Source organism: Actinomadura graeca, assembly GCF_019175365.1.
Classification (GTDB): domain Bacteria; phylum Actinomycetota; class Actinomycetes; order Streptosporangiales; family Streptosporangiaceae; genus Spirillospora; species Spirillospora graeca.
In genome coordinates this window covers 2,166,331-2,187,804 of sequence record NZ_CP059572.1, presented here as the reverse complement: position 1 = coordinate 2,187,804, position 21,474 = coordinate 2,166,331, and the positions used below count along the sequence as shown (strand labels likewise).

At 72.8% G+C, this 21,474-nt stretch carries 22 protein-coding genes; 19 read left to right on the top strand and 3 right to left on the bottom strand.

What is annotated here, in order from left to right; genetic code table 11:
* Nucleotides 1-28: 28 nt before the first annotated feature.
* From AGRA3207_RS10005 to AGRA3207_RS09990, 4 genes are read left to right on the top strand one after another with little or no spacing between them, the layout of a single operon-like run.
* Entirely contained in the window at nt 29-1,717 is a 1,689-nt protein-coding gene (locus tag AGRA3207_RS10005; protein ID WP_231334297.1) for an MFS transporter, read from the top strand.
* Between the two features lie 26 nt (nt 1,718-1,743).
* Complete coding sequence (locus AGRA3207_RS10000) at nt 1,744-1,995, top strand: lipoyl domain-containing protein (protein ID WP_231334296.1); 252 nt, start codon at nt 1,744-1,746, stop codon at nt 1,993-1,995.
* Entirely contained in the window at nt 1,992-3,986 is a 1,995-nt protein-coding gene (locus AGRA3207_RS09995; RefSeq protein WP_231334295.1) for an alpha-ketoacid dehydrogenase subunit alpha/beta, read from the top strand. The genes AGRA3207_RS10000 and AGRA3207_RS09995 overlap by 4 nt, the downstream gene beginning before the upstream one ends.
* Nucleotides 3,983-4,939, top strand: a complete 957-nt coding sequence (locus AGRA3207_RS09990) for a dihydrodipicolinate synthase family protein (RefSeq protein ID WP_231334294.1) — start codon at nt 3,983-3,985, stop codon at nt 4,937-4,939. The genes AGRA3207_RS09995 and AGRA3207_RS09990 overlap by 4 nt, the downstream gene beginning before the upstream one ends.
* Here the strand turns inward: AGRA3207_RS09990 and AGRA3207_RS09985 are convergent.
* Entirely contained in the window at nt 4,876-5,775 is a 900-nt protein-coding gene (locus tag AGRA3207_RS09985; protein WP_231334293.1) for an alpha/beta fold hydrolase, read from the bottom strand. The two genes, AGRA3207_RS09990 and AGRA3207_RS09985, sit on opposite strands and share 64 nt — an antisense overlap.
* 53 nt (nt 5,776-5,828) lie before the next feature.
* Between AGRA3207_RS09985 and AGRA3207_RS09980 the strand changes: the two genes are divergently transcribed.
* The 10 genes from AGRA3207_RS09980 to AGRA3207_RS09935 all read left to right on the top strand — a co-directional run bounded on the left by AGRA3207_RS09980 (nt 5,829) and on the right by AGRA3207_RS09935 (nt 14,631).
* The gene (locus tag AGRA3207_RS09980) at nt 5,829-6,626 is read left to right on the top strand and encodes a peptidase associated/transthyretin-like domain-containing protein (RefSeq protein ID WP_231334292.1); all 798 of its coding nucleotides are present in this window, start codon (nt 5,829-5,831) and stop codon (nt 6,624-6,626) included.
* A gap of 63 nt (nt 6,627-6,689) precedes the next feature.
* The gene (locus AGRA3207_RS09975) at nt 6,690-7,841 is read left to right on the top strand and encodes an acyl-CoA dehydrogenase family protein (RefSeq protein WP_231334291.1); all 1,152 of its coding nucleotides are present in this window, start codon (nt 6,690-6,692) and stop codon (nt 7,839-7,841) included.
* Nucleotides 7,841-9,379 carry an AMP-binding protein gene (locus AGRA3207_RS09970; RefSeq protein ID WP_231334290.1) on the top strand — a complete coding sequence of 513 codons (1,539 nt, stop codon included), beginning with the start codon at nt 7,841-7,843 and terminating at the stop codon, nt 9,377-9,379. The genes AGRA3207_RS09975 and AGRA3207_RS09970 overlap by 1 nt, the downstream gene beginning before the upstream one ends.
* Nucleotides 9,376-9,846, top strand: coding sequence for an FAS1-like dehydratase domain-containing protein (locus AGRA3207_RS09965; protein ID WP_231334289.1), 471 nt, complete (start codon nt 9,376-9,378; stop codon nt 9,844-9,846). The genes AGRA3207_RS09970 and AGRA3207_RS09965 overlap by 4 nt, the downstream gene beginning before the upstream one ends.
* Nucleotides 9,847-9,850: 4 nt before the next feature.
* Entirely contained in the window at nt 9,851-10,291 is a 441-nt protein-coding gene (locus AGRA3207_RS09960; RefSeq protein ID WP_231334288.1) for a hotdog family protein, read from the top strand.
* The gene (locus AGRA3207_RS09955; protein ID WP_231334287.1) at nt 10,288-11,337 is read left to right on the top strand and encodes a cupin domain-containing protein; all 1,050 of its coding nucleotides are present in this window, start codon (nt 10,288-10,290) and stop codon (nt 11,335-11,337) included. The genes AGRA3207_RS09960 and AGRA3207_RS09955 overlap by 4 nt, the downstream gene beginning before the upstream one ends.
* Nucleotides 11,315-12,559: an NAD(P)/FAD-dependent oxidoreductase gene (locus AGRA3207_RS09950; protein WP_231334286.1), complete on the top strand. Its 1,245-nt coding sequence runs from the start codon at nt 11,315-11,317 to the stop codon at nt 12,557-12,559. The genes AGRA3207_RS09955 and AGRA3207_RS09950 overlap by 23 nt, the downstream gene beginning before the upstream one ends.
* Nucleotides 12,556-12,888 (top strand): non-heme iron oxygenase ferredoxin subunit, encoded by a 333-nt coding sequence (locus AGRA3207_RS09945; RefSeq protein ID WP_231334285.1) that lies wholly within the window; start codon nt 12,556-12,558, stop codon nt 12,886-12,888. Before AGRA3207_RS09950 ends, AGRA3207_RS09945 begins: the two co-directional genes overlap by 4 nt.
* On the top strand, nt 12,885-13,370 hold the full coding sequence (locus AGRA3207_RS09940; RefSeq protein ID WP_231334284.1) for an aromatic-ring-hydroxylating dioxygenase subunit beta: 486 nt from the start codon (nt 12,885-12,887) through the stop codon (nt 13,368-13,370). Before AGRA3207_RS09945 ends, AGRA3207_RS09940 begins: the two co-directional genes overlap by 4 nt.
* Before the next feature lie 10 nt (nt 13,371-13,380).
* The gene (locus tag AGRA3207_RS09935; RefSeq protein ID WP_231334283.1) at nt 13,381-14,631 is read left to right on the top strand and encodes an aromatic ring-hydroxylating oxygenase subunit alpha; all 1,251 of its coding nucleotides are present in this window, start codon (nt 13,381-13,383) and stop codon (nt 14,629-14,631) included.
* Here AGRA3207_RS09935 and AGRA3207_RS09930 read toward each other — a convergent pair.
* The gene (locus AGRA3207_RS09930; RefSeq protein WP_231334282.1) at nt 14,626-15,264 is read right to left on the bottom strand and encodes a TetR/AcrR family transcriptional regulator; all 639 of its coding nucleotides are present in this window, start codon (nt 15,262-15,264) and stop codon (nt 14,626-14,628) included. The genes AGRA3207_RS09935 and AGRA3207_RS09930 overlap by 6 nt on opposite strands.
* Before the next feature lie 77 nt (nt 15,265-15,341).
* Here AGRA3207_RS09930 and AGRA3207_RS09925 point away from each other — a divergent pair, with 77 nt between their 5' ends.
* From AGRA3207_RS09925 to AGRA3207_RS09905, 5 genes are read left to right on the top strand one after another with little or no spacing between them, the layout of a single operon-like run.
* Nucleotides 15,342-16,223 carry an amidohydrolase family protein gene (locus AGRA3207_RS09925; protein ID WP_231334281.1) on the top strand — a complete coding sequence of 294 codons (882 nt, stop codon included), beginning with the start codon at nt 15,342-15,344 and terminating at the stop codon, nt 16,221-16,223.
* The gene (locus tag AGRA3207_RS09920) at nt 16,220-16,786 is read left to right on the top strand and encodes a carboxymuconolactone decarboxylase family protein (RefSeq protein WP_231334280.1); all 567 of its coding nucleotides are present in this window, start codon (nt 16,220-16,222) and stop codon (nt 16,784-16,786) included. Before AGRA3207_RS09925 ends, AGRA3207_RS09920 begins: the two co-directional genes overlap by 4 nt.
* Nucleotides 16,783-17,571, top strand: coding sequence for an alpha/beta fold hydrolase (locus tag AGRA3207_RS09915; RefSeq protein ID WP_231334279.1), 789 nt, complete (start codon nt 16,783-16,785; stop codon nt 17,569-17,571). The genes AGRA3207_RS09920 and AGRA3207_RS09915 overlap by 4 nt, the downstream gene beginning before the upstream one ends.
* 5 nt (nt 17,572-17,576) lie before the next feature.
* Complete coding sequence (locus AGRA3207_RS09910; protein WP_231334278.1) at nt 17,577-18,566, top strand: substrate-binding domain-containing protein; 990 nt, start codon at nt 17,577-17,579, stop codon at nt 18,564-18,566.
* 10 nt (nt 18,567-18,576) lie between these two features.
* Entirely contained in the window at nt 18,577-20,025 is a 1,449-nt protein-coding gene (locus tag AGRA3207_RS09905) for an aldehyde dehydrogenase family protein (RefSeq protein WP_231334277.1), read from the top strand.
* Nucleotides 20,026-20,095: 70 nt separating this feature from the next.
* On the opposite strand, the gene AGRA3207_RS09900 is transcribed toward AGRA3207_RS09905, so the two are convergent.
* Nucleotides 20,096-21,043: a hypothetical protein gene (locus AGRA3207_RS09900; RefSeq protein ID WP_231334276.1), complete on the bottom strand. Its 948-nt coding sequence runs from the start codon at nt 21,041-21,043 to the stop codon at nt 20,096-20,098.
* Nucleotides 21,044-21,474 lie beyond the last annotated feature (431 nt).

Here is a 21,474-nt window from a genome sequence, read left to right as displayed (position 1 = left end):
CATCCGCTCCACCACCTGGAGGACCGTCATGAGCACCACCCCGCAACCTCCGCTCGAACAGGTGCCGGAAACCGGGACCCGGCGCGCCGCGCTGACGACCGGGACGCTCGTCGGAGCGACCCTCGCCGGCCTGGTCGGGCAGCTCGCCCTCGCGGTGCCCGGCGTCCTCAACGGGCTGTTCCAGGCCGACCTCGGCCCGTCCTCCTCCCAGCTGACCTGGATCTCGGCGGCGTTCCTCGTGCCGGTGACCCTGCTGGAGCTCACCTTCGGCGTGCTGGGCGACCTGTTCGGACGCAAGCGGCTGCTGATGATCGGCGCGGCCGTCACGGCGTTCGGCGAGTTCGTCTCCGTCCTCACCCCGGGCGCGGGGACCTCCACCGGCGGGCGGGTCGCGGTCCTGTGGGTCGGGCAGGCGCTCGCGGGCATCGGCGCCGCGATGCTCTTCCCGACCGCGCTGGCCATGGTCGCCGCGGGCACCTTCACCGCCCGGGAGCGGGCCCGCGGCCTCGCCGTCTGGGGTGTCGCGGTGCCGCTCGGAGGCACCGTGTCGGTGCTGCTCGGCGGTGCCGTCAGCAAGCTGGAGTTCAACGGCAGCGAGACGGCGAGCTGGCGGTGGACGCTGCTGATCGTGCTGGGGGTGGCGCTGGTCAGCCTCGCGGTCACCGCCCTCTGCACCACCGACTCGTCGGCTCCGGAAGGGCGCTCGCTCGACGTGCCCGGCCAGGTGACGATCGCGATCGCCCTGTTCGCGCTGCTGTTCGCCGTGGTCCAGAGCCCGTCCGACGGATGGGGCGATCCGCTCATCCTCGGCGCGCTGGCCGTCGCCGCGGTGTTCTTCGTCCTGTTCGTCGTCGCCGAGACCCGGTCCACCGCGCCGCTGCTGCAGTTGCGGCTGTTCCGCGACCGCAACTTCGCGATCGTGTCGATCATCACGGTCGTCGCGATGTTCGCCCAGCTCGGCACCGGCTACGCCGTCAGCATCCGGATGGCGGTCATCCAGGGGCACTCGCCGCTGGACGTCGCGATCGGCATGCTGCCGCTGACCGCGGGGGCGGTGGCCATGCTCCCGTTCAACGCGTGGATGCTGCGCCGCTACCCGGCCAAGTGGCTGCTCGTCCTCGGCACATCCCTGCTGGCCGTGGGCGCGTTCTGGGCGGCGGCGATCCCTGCCGCGCACACCTCTACCGGCAGCGTGGCCCTGCCGATGCTGGCGAGCGGCTTCGGCTTCGGGATCTCGGTGACGGCGGCCACGGCGGTGGCGGTCAACTCCGTCCCGCCGCACCTCGCGGGCATGGCCAGCGGGACGACCAGCATGCTGCGCGACTTCGGGTTCACGCTCGGGCCGACCGTGCTCGGCGCGATCGCGCTCTCCCGCGCCGAGTCCGCCATCCGTGACAAGGTCGCCGCGAGCCCGGCCCTCCAGAGCGCGCTCGCCGCGTTCAACGCCTCCGCCGACAAGGCGCCGCCCGGGGACCGCGCCGCGGTCCAAGGCGCCATCGAGGGCGTGAACTCCGGGCCGCTGGGCGCGGTCTCGGTGCCCGCGACGGTGCCGGGCCCGGACGGGTCCCCGATCCCGTTCAACCCGCTGAAGGGCGTGGCGTTCGACTCGCTCGACCACGCCTACTCGCTGGCCTTCGTCATCTGCGGAGTCTGCGCACTGGTCTCGACGCTGCTGGGCGCGGTGTTCCTTCCCCGGACCAAGCCGGACCCGCGTTAACCGAACGTTCGATAGAAGGGTGTCAGATGGAGTCCGCACTCGTGCCCCTGGTGGTGCCCCTGCTCGGGACCGCCATGGACGAGGTCGCCGTGTCCCGGTGGCTCGTCACGGTCGGTGACGCCGTACGGCGCGGCGACCCCGTGGTCGAGATCGAGGCCGCGAAGGCCACCAGCGAGCTGGAGGCGCCGGTCGACGGCGTCGTGACGGCGATCCACGTCGCGGAGGACGCCGAGGTCGAGGTCGGCCAGCTCCTCGCCGAGTTCCAGGAGCGGTCATGAAGGACGATCGGGCGACCCGCCTCTACCGGACGATGGCCCTGATCCGGGGCTTCGAGACCGCCGCCGCCCGCCTGCTGCGCGCCGGCGAGCTCAGCGGGAACCTGCACCTGTCGCTCGGGCAGGAGGCCGTGGCGGCGGGGGTCTGCGACGTGCTCGCCCCGTCCGACACGATCACCACGACGCACCGCGGCCACGGGCACTGCCTGGCCAAGGGCGGGGACCCCCGGCGCATGTTCGCCGAGCTCACCGGCAGGGTCACCGGCTACTGCAAGGGCCGGGCGGGCTCCATGCACATCGCGGACCCGGGCAGCGGCATCCTCGGCGCCACCGCGATCGTCGGCGGCGGGCTGCCGATCGCCGTCGGCGCGGCGTGGTCGGCGCAGGTGCGCGGCACCGACGAGGTGGCGGTCGCCTTCTTCGGGGACGGCGCGGTGGCCGAGGGCGCGTTCCACGAGTCGCTGAACCTCGCCGCGCTGTGGCGGCTGCCCGTGGTCTTCGTCTGCGAGAACAACCAGTACGCGGAGCTGCTGCCGACGGACATGCATCTGGCCGCCGAGCCGTACCGGCTGGCAGAGCCGTACGGCATCCCCGGCGTGCGCGTCGACGGCAACGACGCGCTCGCGGTGCGCGCCGCCGCCGAGGCGGCCGTGGGACGTGCGAGGAGCGGCGCGGGGCCGACCCTCCTGGAATGCGTCACCTACCGGACGAGCGGGCACTACGAGGGCGACCCGCAGCGGTACCGCGACCGTGCCGAGGTCGAGGAGTGGAGGCGCCGCGACCCCCTCGACCGGCTGCGCCCGGCGCTGCCGGACGGTCTCGCCGCGGAGATCGACGCGCTGACGGAGACGTCGCTGGAGGCCGCGGCCGCCGCCGCGCTCGGCGACCCCGAGGCGACCGCCGTCGACCTGCTGGACGACGTCTACGGCGAGCACCGGGGCCCGGTCCCCGCCGCCCCGGTCCCCGCCACCGGCCCCGGCGCCGGGCACCGGTCCGGCCGCACGATCAAGTACCGCGAGGCGGTCGCCGAGGCGCTCGGCGAGGAGATGGAACGCGATCCCGCCGTCGTGGTCTTCGGCGAGGACGTCGCGCGCGCCGGCGGCACCTTCCTCGCCACGAGGGGCCTCCTCGACCGCTTCGGCGGGTCCCGGGTCCGGGACACCCCGATCAGCGAGGGCGCGCTGATCGGGGCGGCCGTCGGCGCCGCCATGACGGGCCTGCGCCCGGTCGTGGAGATCATGTTCGCGGACTTCCTGACCCTCGCCGCGGACCAGCTCGTCAACCACGCCGCCAAGATGCGCTCGGTCTCCGGAGGGGAGTTCTCCGTCCCGATGGTGGTGCGGGTGATCGGCGCGGCCGGCAAGGCGGCGGGGCCCCAGCACGGCCAGAGCCTGGAGGGCTGGCTCGCGCACGTGCCCGGCCTGAAGGTCGTCGCGCCGGGCAGCCCCGCGGACTTGAAGGGCCTGCTGAAGTCGGCGGTCCGCGACCCCGATCCGGTGATCGTGCTGGAGAGCCTCGCGCTGTGGGGCCTGAAGGGGGAGGTCCCCGGCGGCGATCACCTGGTGCCCATCGGACGCGCCGCGGTGACCCGTCCGGGCACCGACGTCTCGCTCGTGACCTGGGGCGCCGCCCACGCCCGCGCCACCGAGGCCGCGCGGCTGCTCGACCTCGACGGCATCGACGCCGAGGTCGTCGACCTGCGGAGCCTGATGCCGCTGGACCGCGAGGCCGTCCTCGCCACGCTGCGCCGCACCGGGCGGCTGGTGGTCGTGCACGACGCCGTCGCCCCGTACGGCCCGGGGGCGGAGATCGCGGCCCTGGCCGCCGGGCCGGGGTTCGCCTGGCTCAAGGCGCCCGTACGCCGCGTCGCCCCGCCGTTCGCGCACGTCCCCCTGCCCGAGCCGCTGCAGCGGGCCTACTACCCGGGGGCCGAGGAGATCGCCGCGGCGGCGCGCGAGTCGCTGACGGCGGCGCCTGCGGGGGCCGGCCGATGATCACCGCCACCGACCTGCGCGGCGTGGTCGGCATCGTGCCCACGCCGGCCACCCCGGACGCCGGGCGCTGGGACGCCGAGCACACGGTCAACCTGCCCGAGACCGAGCGGATGGTCCGCGCGGTGATCGGCGACGGCATCACGACGCTCATGACCACCGGCACCTTCGGCGAGTGCGCGACCCTCACGGCCGGGGAACTCCAGGAGTTCGTCGCGTGCGTCGTGGCGTCGGCCGGCGACGCGGTTCCCGTGTTCGCCGGGATCACCACGCTCAACACCCGCGACACGATCCATCGCGGCCGCGCGCTCGTCGGGGCCGGGGCCACGGGCCTCTTCGTGGGACGGCCGATGTGGCTCGCGATGGACGACACGGCGATCGTCCGCTACTACCGGGACATCGCCGAGGCGCTGCCCGGCGTCCCCCTGGTCGTCTACGACAACCCGCCCGCGTTCAAGGGCAAGATCTCGGCCGAGGCGTACGAGCGGCTCGCCGCCATCCCCGAGGTCATCGCCGCCAAGCACACCGGCGGGCCGGCGCTGGAACGCGACCTCGTGGCGGTCGCCGGGCGCCTGTGCGTGCTCCCCAACGCGCCGGACTGGTACCCGGTCGCGCGCGACCATCCGGACCTCGCGTCCGCCTGCTGGTCGGGGGCGGTGGCCTGCGCGCCGGCGGCGATGGCCGCGCTGGAGACGGCCGTCCTCGGCCGCGACTGGGGACGGGCCGAGGAGGTCTCGCGGCGCGTCGCCTGGGCGGAGGAACCGATGTTCGCGGGCGGCGGGCTGGCCGAGTTCGTCGACTACAGCATCCAGCTCGGGCACGTCCGCTTCCAGCACGCCGGGCTGGTCGACATCGGCCCCAGCAGGCCGCCCTACCTGGAGGCCCCGCCGCGCTACGTCGAGGGTTCGGTCGAGTGCGGGCGGCGCTGGGCCGCGTTGCAGCGCGAGTTCGGGTGATCCCGGTGCCGGTCGAGGAAGTCCAGGACGGCGTCGTTGAACGGTCCCGGGAACTCCCAGAAGCCTACGTGCCCGGCCTCGGGCAGGACGACCAGCTCCGCCCGCGCGATGTTCCGGGCGAGCTCCCGCGCCTTCGGCGGCGGCTGGTAGGGATCGGCCCCTCCGGCGACCACCAGCGTGGGCACGGACAGCCCGGCCAGCGCCGCGACGGTGCCCGCGCGGGTGACCGGCTGCGGGACGGCCGGGCGGGGGAGCGCGGTGAGCTGCGCGTAGCGCCGCGTCCCGGCCGGGTCCGCCGCCCGGTAGACCGGGCCGAGCTCCTGGACCTCGGCGGGCAGATCGTCCCAGCCCGGCGGAAGCGCGCCCGCTCCGCGGATCCCGGCCAGGCTCGACGCCAGCGTCATCGTCGTGACCCTGGAGGGGAAGCGCAGCGCGTAGTCCACGGCGTAGGCGCCTCCCAGCGCGGCGCCGACGAGGTGGAGGCGCTCCAGCCCGAGTTCGGCGCGCAGCGCCTCCAGGTCGTCGGCGCCGGACGGCAAGGTCCCCGCCGTGTCGCCCGGGTCCGCCGTGTCCGCTTTGGGGGGCGGTGTCGTCTCGGACGGCCAGTGCCCGCGCCGGGAGTAGGAGATCGTCCGGTAGCCGCGCGCGGCGAACCTGGCGTGCTGGTGCGCCCAGACCGCCCCGTTCCCGGTGTGCGGGTGGAGCAGCACCACCGCCGGGCCGGGCCGGCGCGTGTCCCAGTAGGTCAGCCTGGCGCCGGGCACGGAGAGGTCGGCGCGCACACCGGAGAACGCCGGCTCGGGCACGTGCGCGGCCGGGTCGCTGGTCGGGGACATCGTCCGAGGCTAGCATACCAAGCGAACGTTCGATCTATTTCGGGAGGTCAGGGGTGGAACGAGAGGTCGGTGCGGCCCGGGAGGACGAGATCGCGGCGGCGCTGCTGGACCGGTCGCCGCGCACCGGGCCGACGCCCGGGGCCATCGACGGGCCGTACTGGTTCGACGTGGACCTCGTGCGCGCCGACCTGCGGGAGGACCGGCGCGGCCTGGAGACCCGCCTCGTCCTGCGCGTCCTTGAGACGCGCGGCGGTGAGACCGGGCCGTTCCGGGGGGTGTGGGGGGTCGCCCCCCCACAAGAGACCGTCCCGGTCCACGGCGCGATGGTCGAGGTCTGGCACTGCGACGCCGCCGGCGTCTACTCCGGCTTCGAGGAGATCTCCCGGATGGAGATACCGATCCCGATGGGGGACGACGGGCTCCCTGCCGGCCCCATGCCGGGCGGGGACGCCGGGCCCTCCGACGGCTCGTACAGCCGCGGCGAACCCGAGTCCACGCGCACCGATGACGCCACCTACCTGCGCGGCGCCCAGCCCACCGACGCCTCGGGGATCGCCCGCTTCACCACGATCTATCCCGGCTGGTACGTGAGCCGCACGTCGCACGTCCACGTCAAGGTCCACCGGGAGCGCCGCAACGTGCTCACCGCCCAGCTCTACCTCGACGACGGGCTCAGCGACGAGATCCACACGACCGTGGCGCCCTACACCGACCACGTCGCCAGGGACACCCGCAACGAGACCGACTTCCTCTTCACGCCGGAGTGTCGGCTGGAGGCCGAGCGCCACGGCGACCGGGTCATCGCCGCGATCGACCTCGTGCTCGGCCCTGAGGCGGTCCCGGGGTGTTGACCGGCGCGAATCGCACGTTCTAAGCTGATCGAACGATCGATCGGGTGACAGTCGAGGAGGACCATGGATTTCACAGTCCCGGCGGAGCTCCGCGAGCTCGTCGACCGCACGCGGCGGTTCCGGCTCGAGGAGCTGGCACCGCTGGAGGCGGCCTTCCTGGAGTCGGGCACGCTCGACAACGCGAGCCGGCGCGACCTCCAGGCGAGCGCCAGGAAGCGCGGCCTGTGGGGTGTGGACGTGGAGCCGGAGTTCGGCGGTCTCGGCCATGGCCACCTCGGGCTGTGCCTGACGATCGAGGAGCTGTACCGGTCCCCGCTGCGGCTGGAGTTCGGCGGCAGCCCGGAACCGTGCCTGTTCCTGGCCGACGAGGACCAGCGCGAGCGCTTCCTCCGCCCGGTCCTCGACGGCGCCAAGCAGAGCTGCTTCGCCTTCAGCGAGCCGCAGGCGGGGTCGGACTTCGGCCACCTGGAGACGGTGATCGACGATCCCGGCGGCGACATCGTCCGCGTCACCGGGCGCAAGATGTTCATCGGGCTCGCCGACGTCGCCGACTTCGTGATCCTGTTCGCGACCACCGATCCGGCGGCCGGCGCGCACGGGGTGACGTGCCTGCTGGTCGAGAGCGGGTCACCCGGGTACGAGATCGTCCGCCCGATGCCGACCATGGGCGACGACTGGCTGCCGTTCGAGCTGGCCTTCCACGACTGCGCGGTGCCGAAGAGGAACATCCTCGGCGGCTGGAACGCGGGCTTCGCGGTGGCCGCGAAACAGCTCACGCACGGGCGGCTCAAGATCGCCGCGATCGCGCTCGGGATCGCCCGGCGGGCGCTGGACGAGGCGGTCGCGTGGGCGAAGGAGCGCACCACCTGGGGCAAGCCGATCGCCACCCGGCAGGGCGTGCAGTGGATGCTCGCCGACTCGCTGGTCGAGCTGGAGGCGGCACGGCTGCTGGTCCACCGGGCCGCCTGGATGGCCGACACCGGGCAGCCGATCCAGAACGAGGCGTTCATGGCCAAGCTGGCCGCGACCGAGATGGCCGACCGGGTCACCGACCGGTGCCTGCAGGTCCTCGGCGGCCGCGGCTACCTGCTCGACTCGCCCGTCCAGAGCCTCTACCGGCAGGCCAGGCTGTGGCGGATCGGCCACGGCACCTCCGAGATCCACCGCTGGATGATCGCGCGCAACATGCTCGGTCTCGGCGCCCGGGACGACTGATGCTGGACATGCTCGGACACCGGACCCTGACCGACCTGCTTGAGGAGCGGGTGCGGCGGTACCCGGACAAGCCATGGCTGATCTGCGAGGACGACGCCGGCGAGGTCACCCGCTACACCTACGCGGGGTTCGCGGAGGAGACCCGCGCCGTGGCCGGGGGGCTCCGCGACCTCGGGATCGAAGCGGGCGACCGGGTCGCGCTGGCGCTCGGCAACTCGCCGGAGTTCGTCATCGCGTACTTCGCGGTGATCAGGCTCGGGGCCGTCGTGGTCCCCTGCAACATCCGCGACCACCCCGCGGAGATCGCGTACGTGATCGAGAGGTCGGGTGCCCGGCTGCTGATCGGCACCGACGCCATGCTCGAACGCCTGGAGGACGTCCTGCCCGGCACGGACCGGCTCGTCCGCGTCGGCCGCTGGTCCTGGGACGGGCTCCGCGTGGCCAAGCCCTGGGACGGACGGGCGGAGGCCGGCGAGGAGGAGCCCGTGCAGATCCTCTTCACCTCCGGCACCACGTCCCGCCCGAAGGGCGTGCTGATCACCCACGCGAACTGCATCTTCGCCGGGGAGATGGTGGTCCGCTCGTACCTGCTGGACGACACCGACCGCCTGCTCACCGCGCTGCCGCTCTACCACCTCAACGCGCAGGCCCTGTCGATGCTGGCGGCGCTGACCGCCGGCGGGACGCTGATCGTGCTGGAGGGCTATCACGCCTCGGTGTTCTGGGAGCGGATCCGCGAGTACGACGCGACCCAGACGAGCCTCGTGGGCATGCTCGTGCGGACCCTGCTCGCCCGGCCGCCCGCCGTGAGCGACCGGCGGCACCGGCTGCGCCGGGTCGCGTTCGCGCTGAACGTCACCGACGAGGAGCGCGCGGCGTTCGAGGAGCGCTTCGCGGTCGAGCTGATCAACGGCTACGGGCTCTCCGAGGCCGTGGCGGGGGTGTCGGTGTGCCCGGTCAACGGGCCCAAGCGGTGGCCGTCCATCGGGCTCCCCGCCATGGAGCGCCGCGTCCGGCTGGTCCGCGACGACGGACGTGAGGCGGGCCCCGGCGAAGTCGGGGAGATCCTGGTGCACGGCGTCCCCGGCCGCACGCTGATGCTCGGCTACCACCTCGATCCCGAGGCCACCGCGGCGGTGATGGGCGACGGATGGCTGCGCACCGGCGACTACGCCACCGCCGACGCCGCGGGCTACCTCTACTTCTTCGACCGGAAGAAGGACGTCATCAAGCGGGCGGGGGAGAGCATCTCGGCCAGCGAGGTCGAGGCGGTCCTCGTGGGGCATCCGCTGATCGCGCGGGCCGCCGTCGTCGGCGTGCCCGATCCGATGCGCGACGAGGCGGTCCTGGCGGTGCTCGTGCCGGAGCCCGGCACCGCGCTCAGCAAGGCCGAGCTGCTCGCCTACTGCCGGCAGCGGCTCGCCGCGTACAAGGTGCCCACGATCGTCGAGTTCCGCGCCGCGCTGCCGCTGACCTCGGTCGGCAAGATCGACAAGCGGCTGCTGCGCGCCGATGTCAGGAAGAGGAGGCCATCGTGACCGAACTCACCACGGCCTATGAGCGGCTGCGCGCGATGATCGGGACGTCCGGGCCGCCCACCCGCGGACGCGTGGACCGGCGCGACTTCGTGCGGTTCGCGCTCGCCGCCGACGACCCGGACCCGATCCCCGAGGACGTCGCGCCGCCGATCTTCGTGTCGTCCGTCCAGGAGTGGGGGACCGGCAGGCCGATGTCGGCGCTGCGCGCGGACGGCACCGGCAGCGAGCGGACGGGATGGCTGCCGCTCGACGGGTTCCGCCTGATGGGCGGCGGCCAGGATCTCGACCTGCACGAGCCGGTCTTCGACGGCACCGAGCTGACGATCTCCTGCACGCTGGAGGATGTCTCGCTCAAACAGGGCCGTTCCGGTCCCTTCCTGGTGCTGTTCCTCGTCACGACCTACCGCAAGCCGGACGGCACCACCGTGGTCACCTGCCGTGAGACCCCGATCGTCAGGGCCGCGTGACACCGTGGAGATCCCCCCTGAGCTCGCCCGGATCACGCCCGTCGAACGGGTCGCGACCCACCTCCAGGCGTTCCTGTTCAGCGCGGCGACCTGGAACCCCCACCGCATCCACTACGACCGCGACTACGCCCGGAGCGAGGGCCACCCCGACGTCCTCGTCCAGGCCCACCTGCACGCCTGCTTCCTGAGCCAGGCCCTGCTCCGCACGGTCGGCGACGGGGCCCGGCTGGTGCGCTTCGGCTGGCGGAACCGGGCCATCGCCTGCCCCGGCCAGCGGCTGCTCATCAGCGGCCGTGCCGTCTCGGCGGAGCCGGCCGACGGGGGACTGCGCCTCGACTACGAGCTTGAGGAACGTCACGAGTCCGGCGCCGTCGCGGCGGACGCCTGGGCCGGCGTCGTCGTCCCCTGGCCGCCCGGCGGACCCGAGGAGAGGAGAACGTCATGAACATCGCGCGGGAGCGCCGGTCCACGGTGCCCGCCCACGTCAGGGACGCCATGGCCGCCGCGCACGTGGTGCCGCTGTGGGAGAGCCCGACCGCCCACCAGACCGACCGGGGCGGAGAGCAGGCCCACCTGTGGCCCTGGCGCGAGCTCGCCCCGGTGCTCAGGGAGGTGGCGTCCGTCACCTCCCCCGAGGTCGTCGAGCGCCGGGTGCTGTCGCTGGTCAACCCGAAGTCCGCCACCCCGGAGGACGAGGCGACCACGGGCCTGGTCAGCGCCGCGCTGCAGCTGCTGCTGCCCGGCGAGCGGGCCCGTCCGCACCGCCACTCGATGAACGCGCTGCGCTTCGTCCTGGAGGCGTCGGGCGCGGCCACGGTCGTCGACGGCAAGGTCTGCCCGATGGAGCGCGGCGACCTCGTCATCACGCCGGCCTGGTGCTGGCACGAGCACGTGTCCGACGGGACGGGCCCGACCGTGTGGGTGGACGTCCTCGACGTCGCGCTGCACCTGGCGCTCGGCACCGACGAGTTCCAGCCCGGCCCGGTCGTGGGCGCCCCCGCGCACCCGGCCGACGCCGCGTACGCCGTCGCGAACATCGCGCCCTGCGGCGGGGAGTCCGCGGAGGCGGCCGGGCGGACCCACTCCCCGGTCTTCCGCTATCCGCTCGGCGACGTCGTGCGGGCACTGGAGAACGCGCCCGCGGCCCCCGACGGGTCGCGGCGCGTCCGGTACGTCAACCCGCTGACCGGCGGCCCGGCGATGTCGATGCTGGACTGCACGATGCTCCAGGTCGAGGCCGGGGAGTTCACGGTCCCGGTCCAGTCGACGGCCAGCACCGTCTGCGTCCCGATCGAGGGATCGGGGGAGTCGGTCATCGGCGGCCGGCGTGTCTCGTGGACGGCCAACGACGTGTTCACGATCCCGTCCCGGATGCCCGCCGCGCATCGCGCGGTGGACGGCCCGGCGCGCGTCTTCCAGGTCAGCAACCGCGAGGTCTACGAGCGGCTGGGGCTGCTGAGTGAGTCACATGGCGAACCCGGCAGGCGCTGAGGAGCGGGTCGTCGTGGTCGGTGCCGGGCAGGCCGGCGGCTGGGTCGCGGCGAGCCTGCGCGAGCACGGCCACCGCGGGGCCGTCACGCTGATCGGCGACGAGGCGTACCCGCCCTACGAGCGGCCACCGCTGTCGAAGGAGTTCCTGCTGGGGCCGATGCCGGCGGAGCAGGTGGCCATCAAGGCGGCGTCGTTCTACGCCGGCGCCGGCATCGACCTGTGGCTCGGCCGGAAGGTCACCCGGCTCGACCGGCACCGGCGCGTGCTGTCGCTGCACGGCGGCGGTGAGATCCGGTACGACCGGCTCGTCCTCACCACGGGTGCGCGGCCACGCCGCCTGTCCGTGCCGGGCGGGACGTCCGAACGCGTGCTCTACCTGCGCGGCATCGCCGACGCGGAGCGGCTGCGCGCCGTGCTGGCGGACGGCCGGCGGCTGATCGTCGTCGGCGGCGGCCTGATCGGGATGGAGGTCGCGGCCGCGGCCGCGCGGCGGGGCCTGGAGGTGACCGTGCTGGAACAGGCCGCGCGGCTCATGGAACGCGTCCTGCCGGCCATGGTCGGCGACCATCTGGCGGACGTGCACGCCGCCCACGGCGTCCGCCTGCTGCTCGGGGCCCGGATCCACCGGATCGAGACCGGCCCGCGCGGGGTGCACGTCCACCTCGGGGACGGCGACGTCGTCACCGCCGGCCACGTCGTCGCGGGCATCGGGGCCGTCCCCAACGACGAGCTGGCGGCGGCGGCCGGGATCGCGGTCGCCGACGGCGTCCTCGTGGACGAGTTCGGCGCCACCAGCGACCCCCGCGTGTACGCCGCGGGGGACGTCGCGAGGTTCCACCACCCGCCGCTCGGACACGGGATCCGTCTCGAATCGTGGCACAACGCCCAGAACCAGGCGATCGCCGTCGGGCGCGGCCTCGCCGGCGACCGGCGGCCGTACGAGGAGGTCCCGTGGTCGTGGAGCGACCAGTACGACGTCAACGTGCAGGTCGCCGGCGCGGTGCGGGGCTGGCCCGATCCCGTGTGCCGCCGGGACCCGGCCGGGCGCGGCTTCACCGTCGTCGCCCTGCGCGACGGTGTCCCGGTCGCCGCCGCGACCGTGGACCGGCCCCGGGAGATGCGTCCCGCACGGGCGCTCATCGCGCGCGGCCGGCCCGTCGACCGGGCGGCCCTGGCCGATCCGGCGGTCCCGCTGGCGGCCCTGGTGAGGAGCGGCTCATGACGGACGATCCGGGCCGGGTCGTCGCGCGCAGCGACGAGATCGCCGACGGCGAGATGCTCGACGTCCGCGTCGAGGGGCTCGACATAGCGCTGTACCGCGTCGGCGGCCGGCTCTACGCCACCGCCGGCATCTGCACGCACGGCAGGGCGATGCTCACCGACGGCTGGCTCGAGGACGGCGTCATCGAGTGCCCGCTGCACGGTGGCCGGTTCGAGGTGCGCGACGGATCCTGCCTCGGCCCCCCGGTCGACGAACCGCTGACGACCTACCCGGTGACCGAGCACGACGGCGAGATCCGCGTGACGACGAGGACGGAGGCCCAGCCATGATCGACGACCGGCACGCGGTGCAGGACCTCTACGCGGTGCAGGATCTCTACGCCCGCTACAGCGAATGCGTCTGCGACGACGCGCTGGAGGACTGGCCGGGCTTCTTCGTCGAAGAGTGCCTCTACCGCATCGTCCCGCGCGTCAACCACGACCGCGGGCTCCCGGTGTCGCTGGTCCTGGCCGAGAGCCGGGGCGGCATCATCGACCGGCTGACCGCGATCCGGAACACGATGGTGTTCGCCCCCCGGTACATGTCGCACGCGGTGACCTCGGTCCGCGTCACCGGGCGGGAGGGCGGCGACCTCCTCAGCCGCAGCATGCTCACCGTGCACCAGACGATGAGCGACCAGCCCACCGGGCTCCTGCTGGCCGCGCGCACCTTCGACCGCCTCCGGTTCGACGACGGCGTGCTGCGCTTCGCCGAGCGGGTCGTCGTGTGCGACACCGAGTCCCTGCCCAGCACGATCATCTACCCGCTCTAGGGAGGCCCCGATGCCCACCGACCTCGACGAGCGGCCCTGGCCGTCCGAGGACAACAGCCGGATCCCGAACTGGGTCTACTCCGACCCCGACAACTACCGCCGCGAACTCGACCGGATCTTCTACGGCCCGTTCTGGAGCTTCGTGGGCCTGGCCTGCGAGATCCCCGAGCCGGGCGACTACATGCGCTCGGTCGTCGGCGAGAAGTCGGTGCTGGTCACCCGCTCCGCCGACGGCGAGATCGGCGCGGTGCTCAACATCTGCTCCCACCGCGGGCTGGAGGTGTGCCGCGACAAGTTCGGCCACGGCAGGGAGCTCATGTGCCCCTACCACCAGTGGACCTACGATCTGCGCGGTGACCTGATCGGCGTCCCGTTCCGGCGCGGCGTCAAGGGCAAGGGCGGCTACCCGCGGGACTTCGACCCCGCCGACCACGGCCTGCGCCGGCTCCGGGTCGAGACCGTCAACGGCGCCGTCTTCGCCACGTTCGACGAGAACGCGCCGGCGATGCGCGACTACCTCGGTGAGGAGATCTGGGCCCGCCTGACCCGGGTCTTCGACGGCCGCGCGCTGGAGGTGCTCGGGTACCACCGGCAGCGCGTGCGGGCCAACTGGAAGCTCTACCCGGAGAACATGAAGGACTCCTACCACGCCAGCCTGCTGCACGTGTTCCTGATCAGTTTCGGGCTCTACCGCATCGACCAGAAGGGGGAGCTGCTCCAGGACCCCCGGACGAGGGCGCACAACGTGGTCTCCTCGATCCGCAACGACCTGGACGACGTCGCCGGCACGGAGGAGATGCGCTCGCTCAAGCGCGACTTCCAGCTCAACGACATGCGCCCGCTGGCCTCGGTCAAGGAGTACGACGACGACGTCACCATCCAGATCGTGACGATGTTCCCCGCCTTCACCGTGCAGCAGCAGAACAACCTGCTCCAGTGCCGCAACGTCGTCGTCAAGGGGCCCGAGGAGTTCGAGCTGGTCTGGACCTTCTTCGGCTACGCCGGCGACGACGCCGACCTGCGGCGGCGGAGGGTGCGGATGGCCAACCTCGTCGGCGCCGCCGGGCTCATCTCCATCGACGACACCGAGGTCTTCGAGTTCTCCCGCGCGGGGATGTCCGCCAACCCCGACCGGAACTGCGTGGTCGAGCTGGGCGGCCGCGGGATCGAGCCGCCGGTGGCGGGGGACATGGTGTCCGAGGGCCCGATCCGCGGCTTCTACGACCTCTACCGCCGCATCATGTACGACCGGCGGTCATGACCGGCGGGCCCGGCTCCGTCCCGTCCTCCCCGGCGCGGGCGGTGGCGGGGCGTCGGCCTCGGCCAGCCGCAGCGCCAGCTCGACGTACAGGTCACCGACCTCGTCCGGTGTCATCCCGGCGCCCAGGTGGTACCAGGAGGTGACCGACGAGCACATGCCGTGCACGGCCCGCGCCGTCTCCCGCGGTCGGGAGCAGCGGAACCGGCGCGCCTCGACCCCGGCGAGCAGCGTCGAGCTGAAGATCGCCTGAACGCGCTCCACCTTGACCTGGACCTCGGCGCGGGGGACCGGTTCGAGGCTGCGCAGCTCGGTGTTCACGATCGAGCTCTCGGGCTTCTCACAGTGCAGCACCACGTGGACGCGTACCGCCGCCGCGAACCGCTCCACCGGATCGTCGACGCCGTCGACGGCGGCCTCCATCCGGCCGAGCAGATAGTCGAACTCCGTCTTGAGCGTTCGTTCGAGAAGTTCGGCCTTGCTGCCAAAGTGATGGAAGAGGGTGGCGATCCCGACATCCGCCTCGCGGGCGATGTCGCGGATCGAGGTCCCCTCGTATCCCTTGCTATGGATCAGCTTGATGGCCGCCTGCTGGATGGTGTCCGCGGTGTCTCGACCCGTCCGGGTGGGCTCCATGCCTCATGTATACCAGTCGATCCGGGTGTTCCGACATCCGCTTGTGATCGAACGATCGATCGGCTACGGTGAACCCCATGCCCGTTGATCCGGAAGCAGTCGTCGCCATCGACATGCACACCCACGTACAGCGCCGGGCCGACGGCGCCCCCCTCGACGAGACGGCGCGGACCTTCGCCGACGCCGCCGCGCGCTACTTCGGCGGCGAGGTCGACGAGCCGACGGTGGCCGACCTCGCCGGGCACTACCGGACGCGGAACATGGCGGCGGTCCTGTTCACCGTCGACTCGGGCGCGGGCAGCGGGCAGTCCGGCATCCCCAACGACGAGGTCATCGACGCGGCCGCCGAGCACTCCGACGTGCTGATCCCGTTCGCCTCGGTGGACCCCCACAAGGGCGTGCTGGGCGTGCGCGAGGTGCGGACGTGCATCGAGCGCGGGGTGCGCGGCTTCAAGTTCCACCCGAGCACCCAGGCGTTCTGGCCCAACGACCACGCCCACTACCCGATGTACGAGGAGATCGCGGCCGCCGGGCTGGTCGCCCTCTTCCACTCCGGGCAGACGGGGATCGGCGCCGGGCTGCCGGGAGGCGGCGGGATCCGGCTGAAGTACTCCGACCCGATGCTCCTCGACGACGTCGCGGCCGACTTCCCGGGCATGGACCTCGTCATCGCCCACCCGTCCTTCCCCTGGCAGGACGAGGCGCTGGCGGTCGCGACCCACAAGCCGAACGTGTACATCGACCTGTCCGGCTGGTCGCCGAAGTACTTTCCGGAGATCCTCGTCCGCCACGTCAACGGCCCGCTGAAGCACAAGGTGCTGTTCGGCTCCGACTATCCGATGATCACCCCCGACCGCTGGCTCGCCGACTTCGCCGCGCTCGCGATCCGCGACGAGGTGCGGCCGCTGGTCCTCAAGGACAACGCGGCCCGCCTGCTCAAGCTCGGGAGGACCGCGTGACGGGCTGGCCGCGGCTGCCGCTGCCGGAGCGGATGTCGCCGGAGCAGGCCGCGATCCACGACTCGTCCGTCGCCCGGTTCGGCGGCCCGTACGGACCCCGGCTGCCGCTGGTCCTCGCGCCTGGGCTGCACGCGCCGTGGGCGGAGATGTCCGAGCGGCTCGCGGCGGGCGCGCTGCCCGGACGGCTGCGTGAGCTGGCGATCCTCGTGACCGCCCGCTTCTGGGGCGCGGACTTCATCTGGTACGCCCACGAGGATCCGGCGCTCGCCGCGGGCCTGCCACCCCGAACGCTCGATCTGATCCGGGCGGGCAAGCCGGTCGAGGGCACCGCCGCCGAGCGGGCCGTCGCCGAGGTCGTCACGGAGCTGCTCGAACGGCACCGGGTCGGCGACCGGACCCACGCGCGGGCCGCCGAGCTGATCGGCACCGGGTGCCTGGTCGAGCTGACCGTGCTGGTGGGCCACTATTCCGGCGTCGCGTTTCTCCTGGCCGTCCACGCCGCGCCGCTGCCGGGCGACGCGGGCCGGCCGCTGTCCGCCCCGACCGAAGAGGAACGGCCATGAGAGAGTACTTCGCCCAGACCAAGGACGTCCGGCTCTACGTGCGGGAGGACGGCGATCCCGGCGCGCCGCCGCTCGTCCTGTCCAACTCCCTGGGCACCGACATCACCATGTGGGATCCGCAGCTCGACGCGTTCGCCGAGGGGCACCGGGTGATCCGCTACGACATGCGGGGCCACGGCCGCTCCGAGGCGTCGGCCGGCGGGTACGACATCGAGCTGCTGGCCCGCGACGCGCTCGCGGTGTTCGACGCGGCCGGCGTCGCCACCGCCGACTACTGCGGGCTGTCGCTGGGCGGCATGGTCGGCCAGTGGCTCGCGATCAACGAGCCCGGGCGCCTCGGCCGCGCCGTCGTCGCGAACGCGGGCATCTTCATCCCGCCGCAGGCCATCGCGCCGCGCCTGGAGGCGATCCGCGACCTCGGCCTGGACGGGCTGGTCGAGCAGATCGTCCCGCGCTGGTTCACCCCCGCCTTCATCACCCGCCACCCGGACGTGATCGAGGACCTCAAGCGCGTCTTCCGCGCGAACTCCGAGGACGGCTACTACGGGTGCAGCGCGGCGCTCGGCACCCTCGACCACCGGCGGCAGATCGGCACGGTCAGCGTGCCGATCCTGGTCATCGGCGGCGAGCACGATCCGGCCACACGTCCCGAGCACAGCGAGGAACTCGCCGAGAGGGTGCACGGCGCGGAACTGCTCATGCTGGACGCCGCGCACCTGTCCAACATCGAGCAGCCCGAGCGGTTCACCGCCGCCGTGCTGGGATTCCTGGCCCGCGGGGAGTAGCCCCCGTGGACGCCTGGGCCCCGCGGGTGCACGTCAGCCTGGCGGTCAACGACTACGACCATGTGAGGGACCTGTGCACGGGGTCCGTCCCTGTCACTGGGGTGGCGCTCACCGTGCTGAACCATCCGGTGGAGGAGATCTTCTTCCGGTTCGCCCGGCACCGGGAATGGGACGTCTCGGAGCTGTCGATGGCGAAGTACTGCGCGCTGCGGGGGTCCGGTGACGACTCGCTGACCGCCATCCCCGTCTTCCCCTCGCGCCTGTTCCGCCACTCGGCGATCTTCATCCGGGAGGACGGGCCGGCCGACGACCCCGCCGCGCTGCGCGGCGGCCGGATCGGCGTCCCCGAATGGACGCAGACCGCCACCGTCTACGCCAGGGACCTGCTGGAGTCCGACCACGGCGTCCGCCTGGAGGACGTCACCTGGGTGCAGGCCGGGACCCACGAACCCGGACGCGTCGAGGGCATCCCCTTCGAACCGCCCGCCGGGATCCGGATCGAGCGCCGGCCCGACACGACCCTCGGCGACCTGCTGACCGCCGGTGAGGTGGACGCCGTGATCGCCGCGCATCCGCTCCGGGACACCGGGCGCATCCGCCGCCTGTTCACCGACCCCGAGGAGGTCGAACGGGCCTACTTCGCCCGCACCGGGGTCTTCCCGATCATGCATGTGATCGTGCTGCGGGCCGTCCTGCACGACCGGCACCCCTGGGTCGCCATGAACCTCATGACGGCCTTCGAGGAGGCCAAGCGGCGCGGCCTGGAGCGGGCCGCGGAGGTGAACGCGTCGCGCATCCCCGTCCCGTGGCAGGCGGCGCACACCGAGCGGGTCCGGCGGCTGTTCGGCGGCGACTTCTGGCCGTACGGCATCGAGCCCAACCGCACCACCCTGGACGCGTTCCTGCGCATGTGCCGGCGCCAGGGGCTCACCACGAACCCGCTGACGGCCGAGGACCTGTTCGCGCCCGAGGTCCACGATCACTACCGCGTCTGAGGACGGCACGATGCCCCGCGACCCGAAGCTCCTCATCGGCGGCCGGCTGGCCGACGCCGCCTCCGGTGCCCGCTACGAGACCGAGAACCCCGCGTCCGCCACCCCGCTGGCGGACGTCCCCGACGCGGGCGCGCCGGACGTCCGGGCCGCCGTCGCCGCCGGCCGGCGGGCCTATCCGGGCTGGGCGCGGCTGGCTCCGCGCGAACGGGCCCGGACCCTGCGCAGGCTCGCGGCCATCGTCGCCGGGCACGGCGAGGAGCTCGCCACCCTCGACGCGCTCGACTGCGGCCATCCGCGCACGGCGATGCTGGGCGACGTCGCGCTGGCCGTCGACACCCTGGAGATGTACGCCGACTGGGCGCTGCGCCTGGGCGGGGACACCGTCCCCTCGACCGCCGACCTGCTGCACTTCACGGTCCGGCAGCCGTACGGCGTGGTCGGGCGGATCGTCCCGTACAACCATCCGGTGATGTTCGCCGCGTCGAAGATCGCCGCGCCGCTGCTCGCGGGGAACGCGGTCGTCCTCAAGGCCCCGCCGCAGGCGCCCCTGTCCGCCCTGCGCCTCGGCGCGCTGTTCGCCGGGGAGCTGCCGCCCGGCGTGCTGTCGGTCCTCGCCGGGAGCGGGCCCGCGACGGGCGAGGAGCTCGTCCGGCATCCCGACGTCCACCGCATCGGGCTCATCGGCAGCGTCCGCACCGGGCAGGCCGTGCTCCGCGCGGCGGCCGAGAGCGGGATCAAGAACATCACGCTGGAGCTCGGCGGCAAGAACGCCATGATCGTCTTCCCGGACGCCGACCTGGACGCGGCGGCGGAGGCCGCCGTCCGCGGCATGAACTTCCACTGGAGCGCCGGGCAGTCGTGCGGCTCGACCAGCCGGCTGCTCCTGCACGAGTCCATCGGCGCGGACTTCCTCGACCGCGTCCGCGGGCTGACCGAGGACATCCGCGTCGGCGACCCCCTGTCCGCGGACACGCAGATGGGCGCGCTGATCTCCGCCGCGCACCTGGAGACGGTGAACCGCCACATCCGGGCGGGCGTCGAGGCCGGGGCGGAGGTCCTCACCGGCGCGTCCAGGCCGTCCGGCGAGCCGTTCGCCCGCGGGCACTGGCTGCGTCCCACCGTCCTGACCGGCGTCCGCCCGGAACACGGCGTCGCGCGGGAGGAGATCTTCGGCCCCGTCCTGTCGGTCCTGCGCTACAAGGACGAGGACGAGGCGGTACGGATCGCCAACGCGCTGCCCTACGGCCTCACCGGCAGCGTCTGGACCCGCGACGTCGGCCGCGCCCTGCGCGTCGCCCACCTGCTCGAAGCCGGCTACGTCTGGATCAACGAGGTCTCCCGGCACTTCGCCGGGACGCCCTTCGGCGGCTGGAAGCACTCCGGCCTGGGCCGCGAGGAGTCCATCGAGGACCTGCACTCCTACACGCAGCTCAAGAGCGTCCACGCGCCGCTGCGGTGACCTGCCCCGGGCGGCCGGACGCCGCCGGCGCGGCCCGGCCGTCCCGGGGCGGGAGACGCTCCGTCGCCGGTCAGGTGGTGCAGTTCTTGTTGGTGTCCTTGCGGACGGTGGCGCCGGTGAACTCCTCAAGGATGGCGATGTTCGCCGGGGAGTAGTTCGTCGCGGTGATCTTGTCGGCGTCGGGGCCGCCGACCTTGCCGGTGTAGGGCGCGGACTTCTCCAGCCAGTAGGCCGTCCGCAGGAACTGGGTCAGGACGAACTCGCGCAGCTTCGGCTCGGCCTTGATCTTGGCCCAGTAGTCGGCGTGCTTGTCCTTGGCCACGCGCAGGTAGAGCAGCAGGTAGCGGAGGTTGGTGGCCGCGATGTCCCGGGCGTTGCTGGCCCCGACCCCCTTGATGAACTCCTGCACCACGGTGACCGCGGGCAGCCCGGTCAGACCGGCGTTCTGCTCGGCCAGCACGCCCTGGAGCTTGTAGGTGCCCTGCTGGGAGTCCCGCAGGTAGACGCCGTCCATGCTGTCGCTCAGCTTGTCGGTGATGAGCGGCAGGATCTCCTTGCGCGGGAAACCGCCTTGCAGCGGGACGGCGGTCGCCTGCTGCGAGGCGTTGATCCAGGCGCCCATGTGCACGTCCCACTTGGTCCGGGACGGATCCAGGTCCCACATGTGGGTCTCTTCGTGGATCGCGACCATCATCGACTCGGCGAAACCGTCGAAGCTCTTGGTGTTGACGAACTGCGTCCAGTACTTGTCGTTCGCCTGCGCGATGGCCAGCTTCTCCCCGCTGGGCCAGCGCCGCTTGTACATCTCCTGGAGCGTCGGCATCCAGTTCGAGGAACTGAACTTCGACTTGAGGTCGCTGATGTCGGCCCCGGGGGTGGAGGGCTCCTCGTAGCAGAAGGGGGCGGCCGCCGGGGCGGCCTGGCCGCTCGCCGTCGTCGAAGCCCCGGCCCAGGGACCGGGCACCAGCGACAGGACGACAGTGGCGGCCAGCAGGGACAGACGGCCGGTTCGTTTCACGGGGGACCTCGCTTCGGCGGAGCCGTGTCGCCGCGACCCGGGCTGACAGGACGCGACCTATGTCTGATTCGGGGATGGTAATTTGCTTCGATCTCCGCCGCCTTCGACGGCCGATGTGAATAACCGTAGAATGATCTACAAAATCCCAGCTCAACCCTTCGCCCCGCGGAGTGGAAAATCTGGAAATCCCACTTCAACTGAAGATCGTTTCCACAATCCCGCGCCCGGGGTCAAAACTTCAAGCCGGGAGGGCGCCCCGTGGGAACCGCCTCCTCGAAGTCCTCGACGGACCATCCCTGGGCCATCCCTGGGCCATCCCTGGGCCACCGCGCCGTCCGGCAGGCCGCGGGAGGCCGTCAATCGGTCCCCGGCATGATCTTTCGGAGGGGATGTCGGCCCGGCGGTGGTTCACGGGACCGAGTGGTGCACAC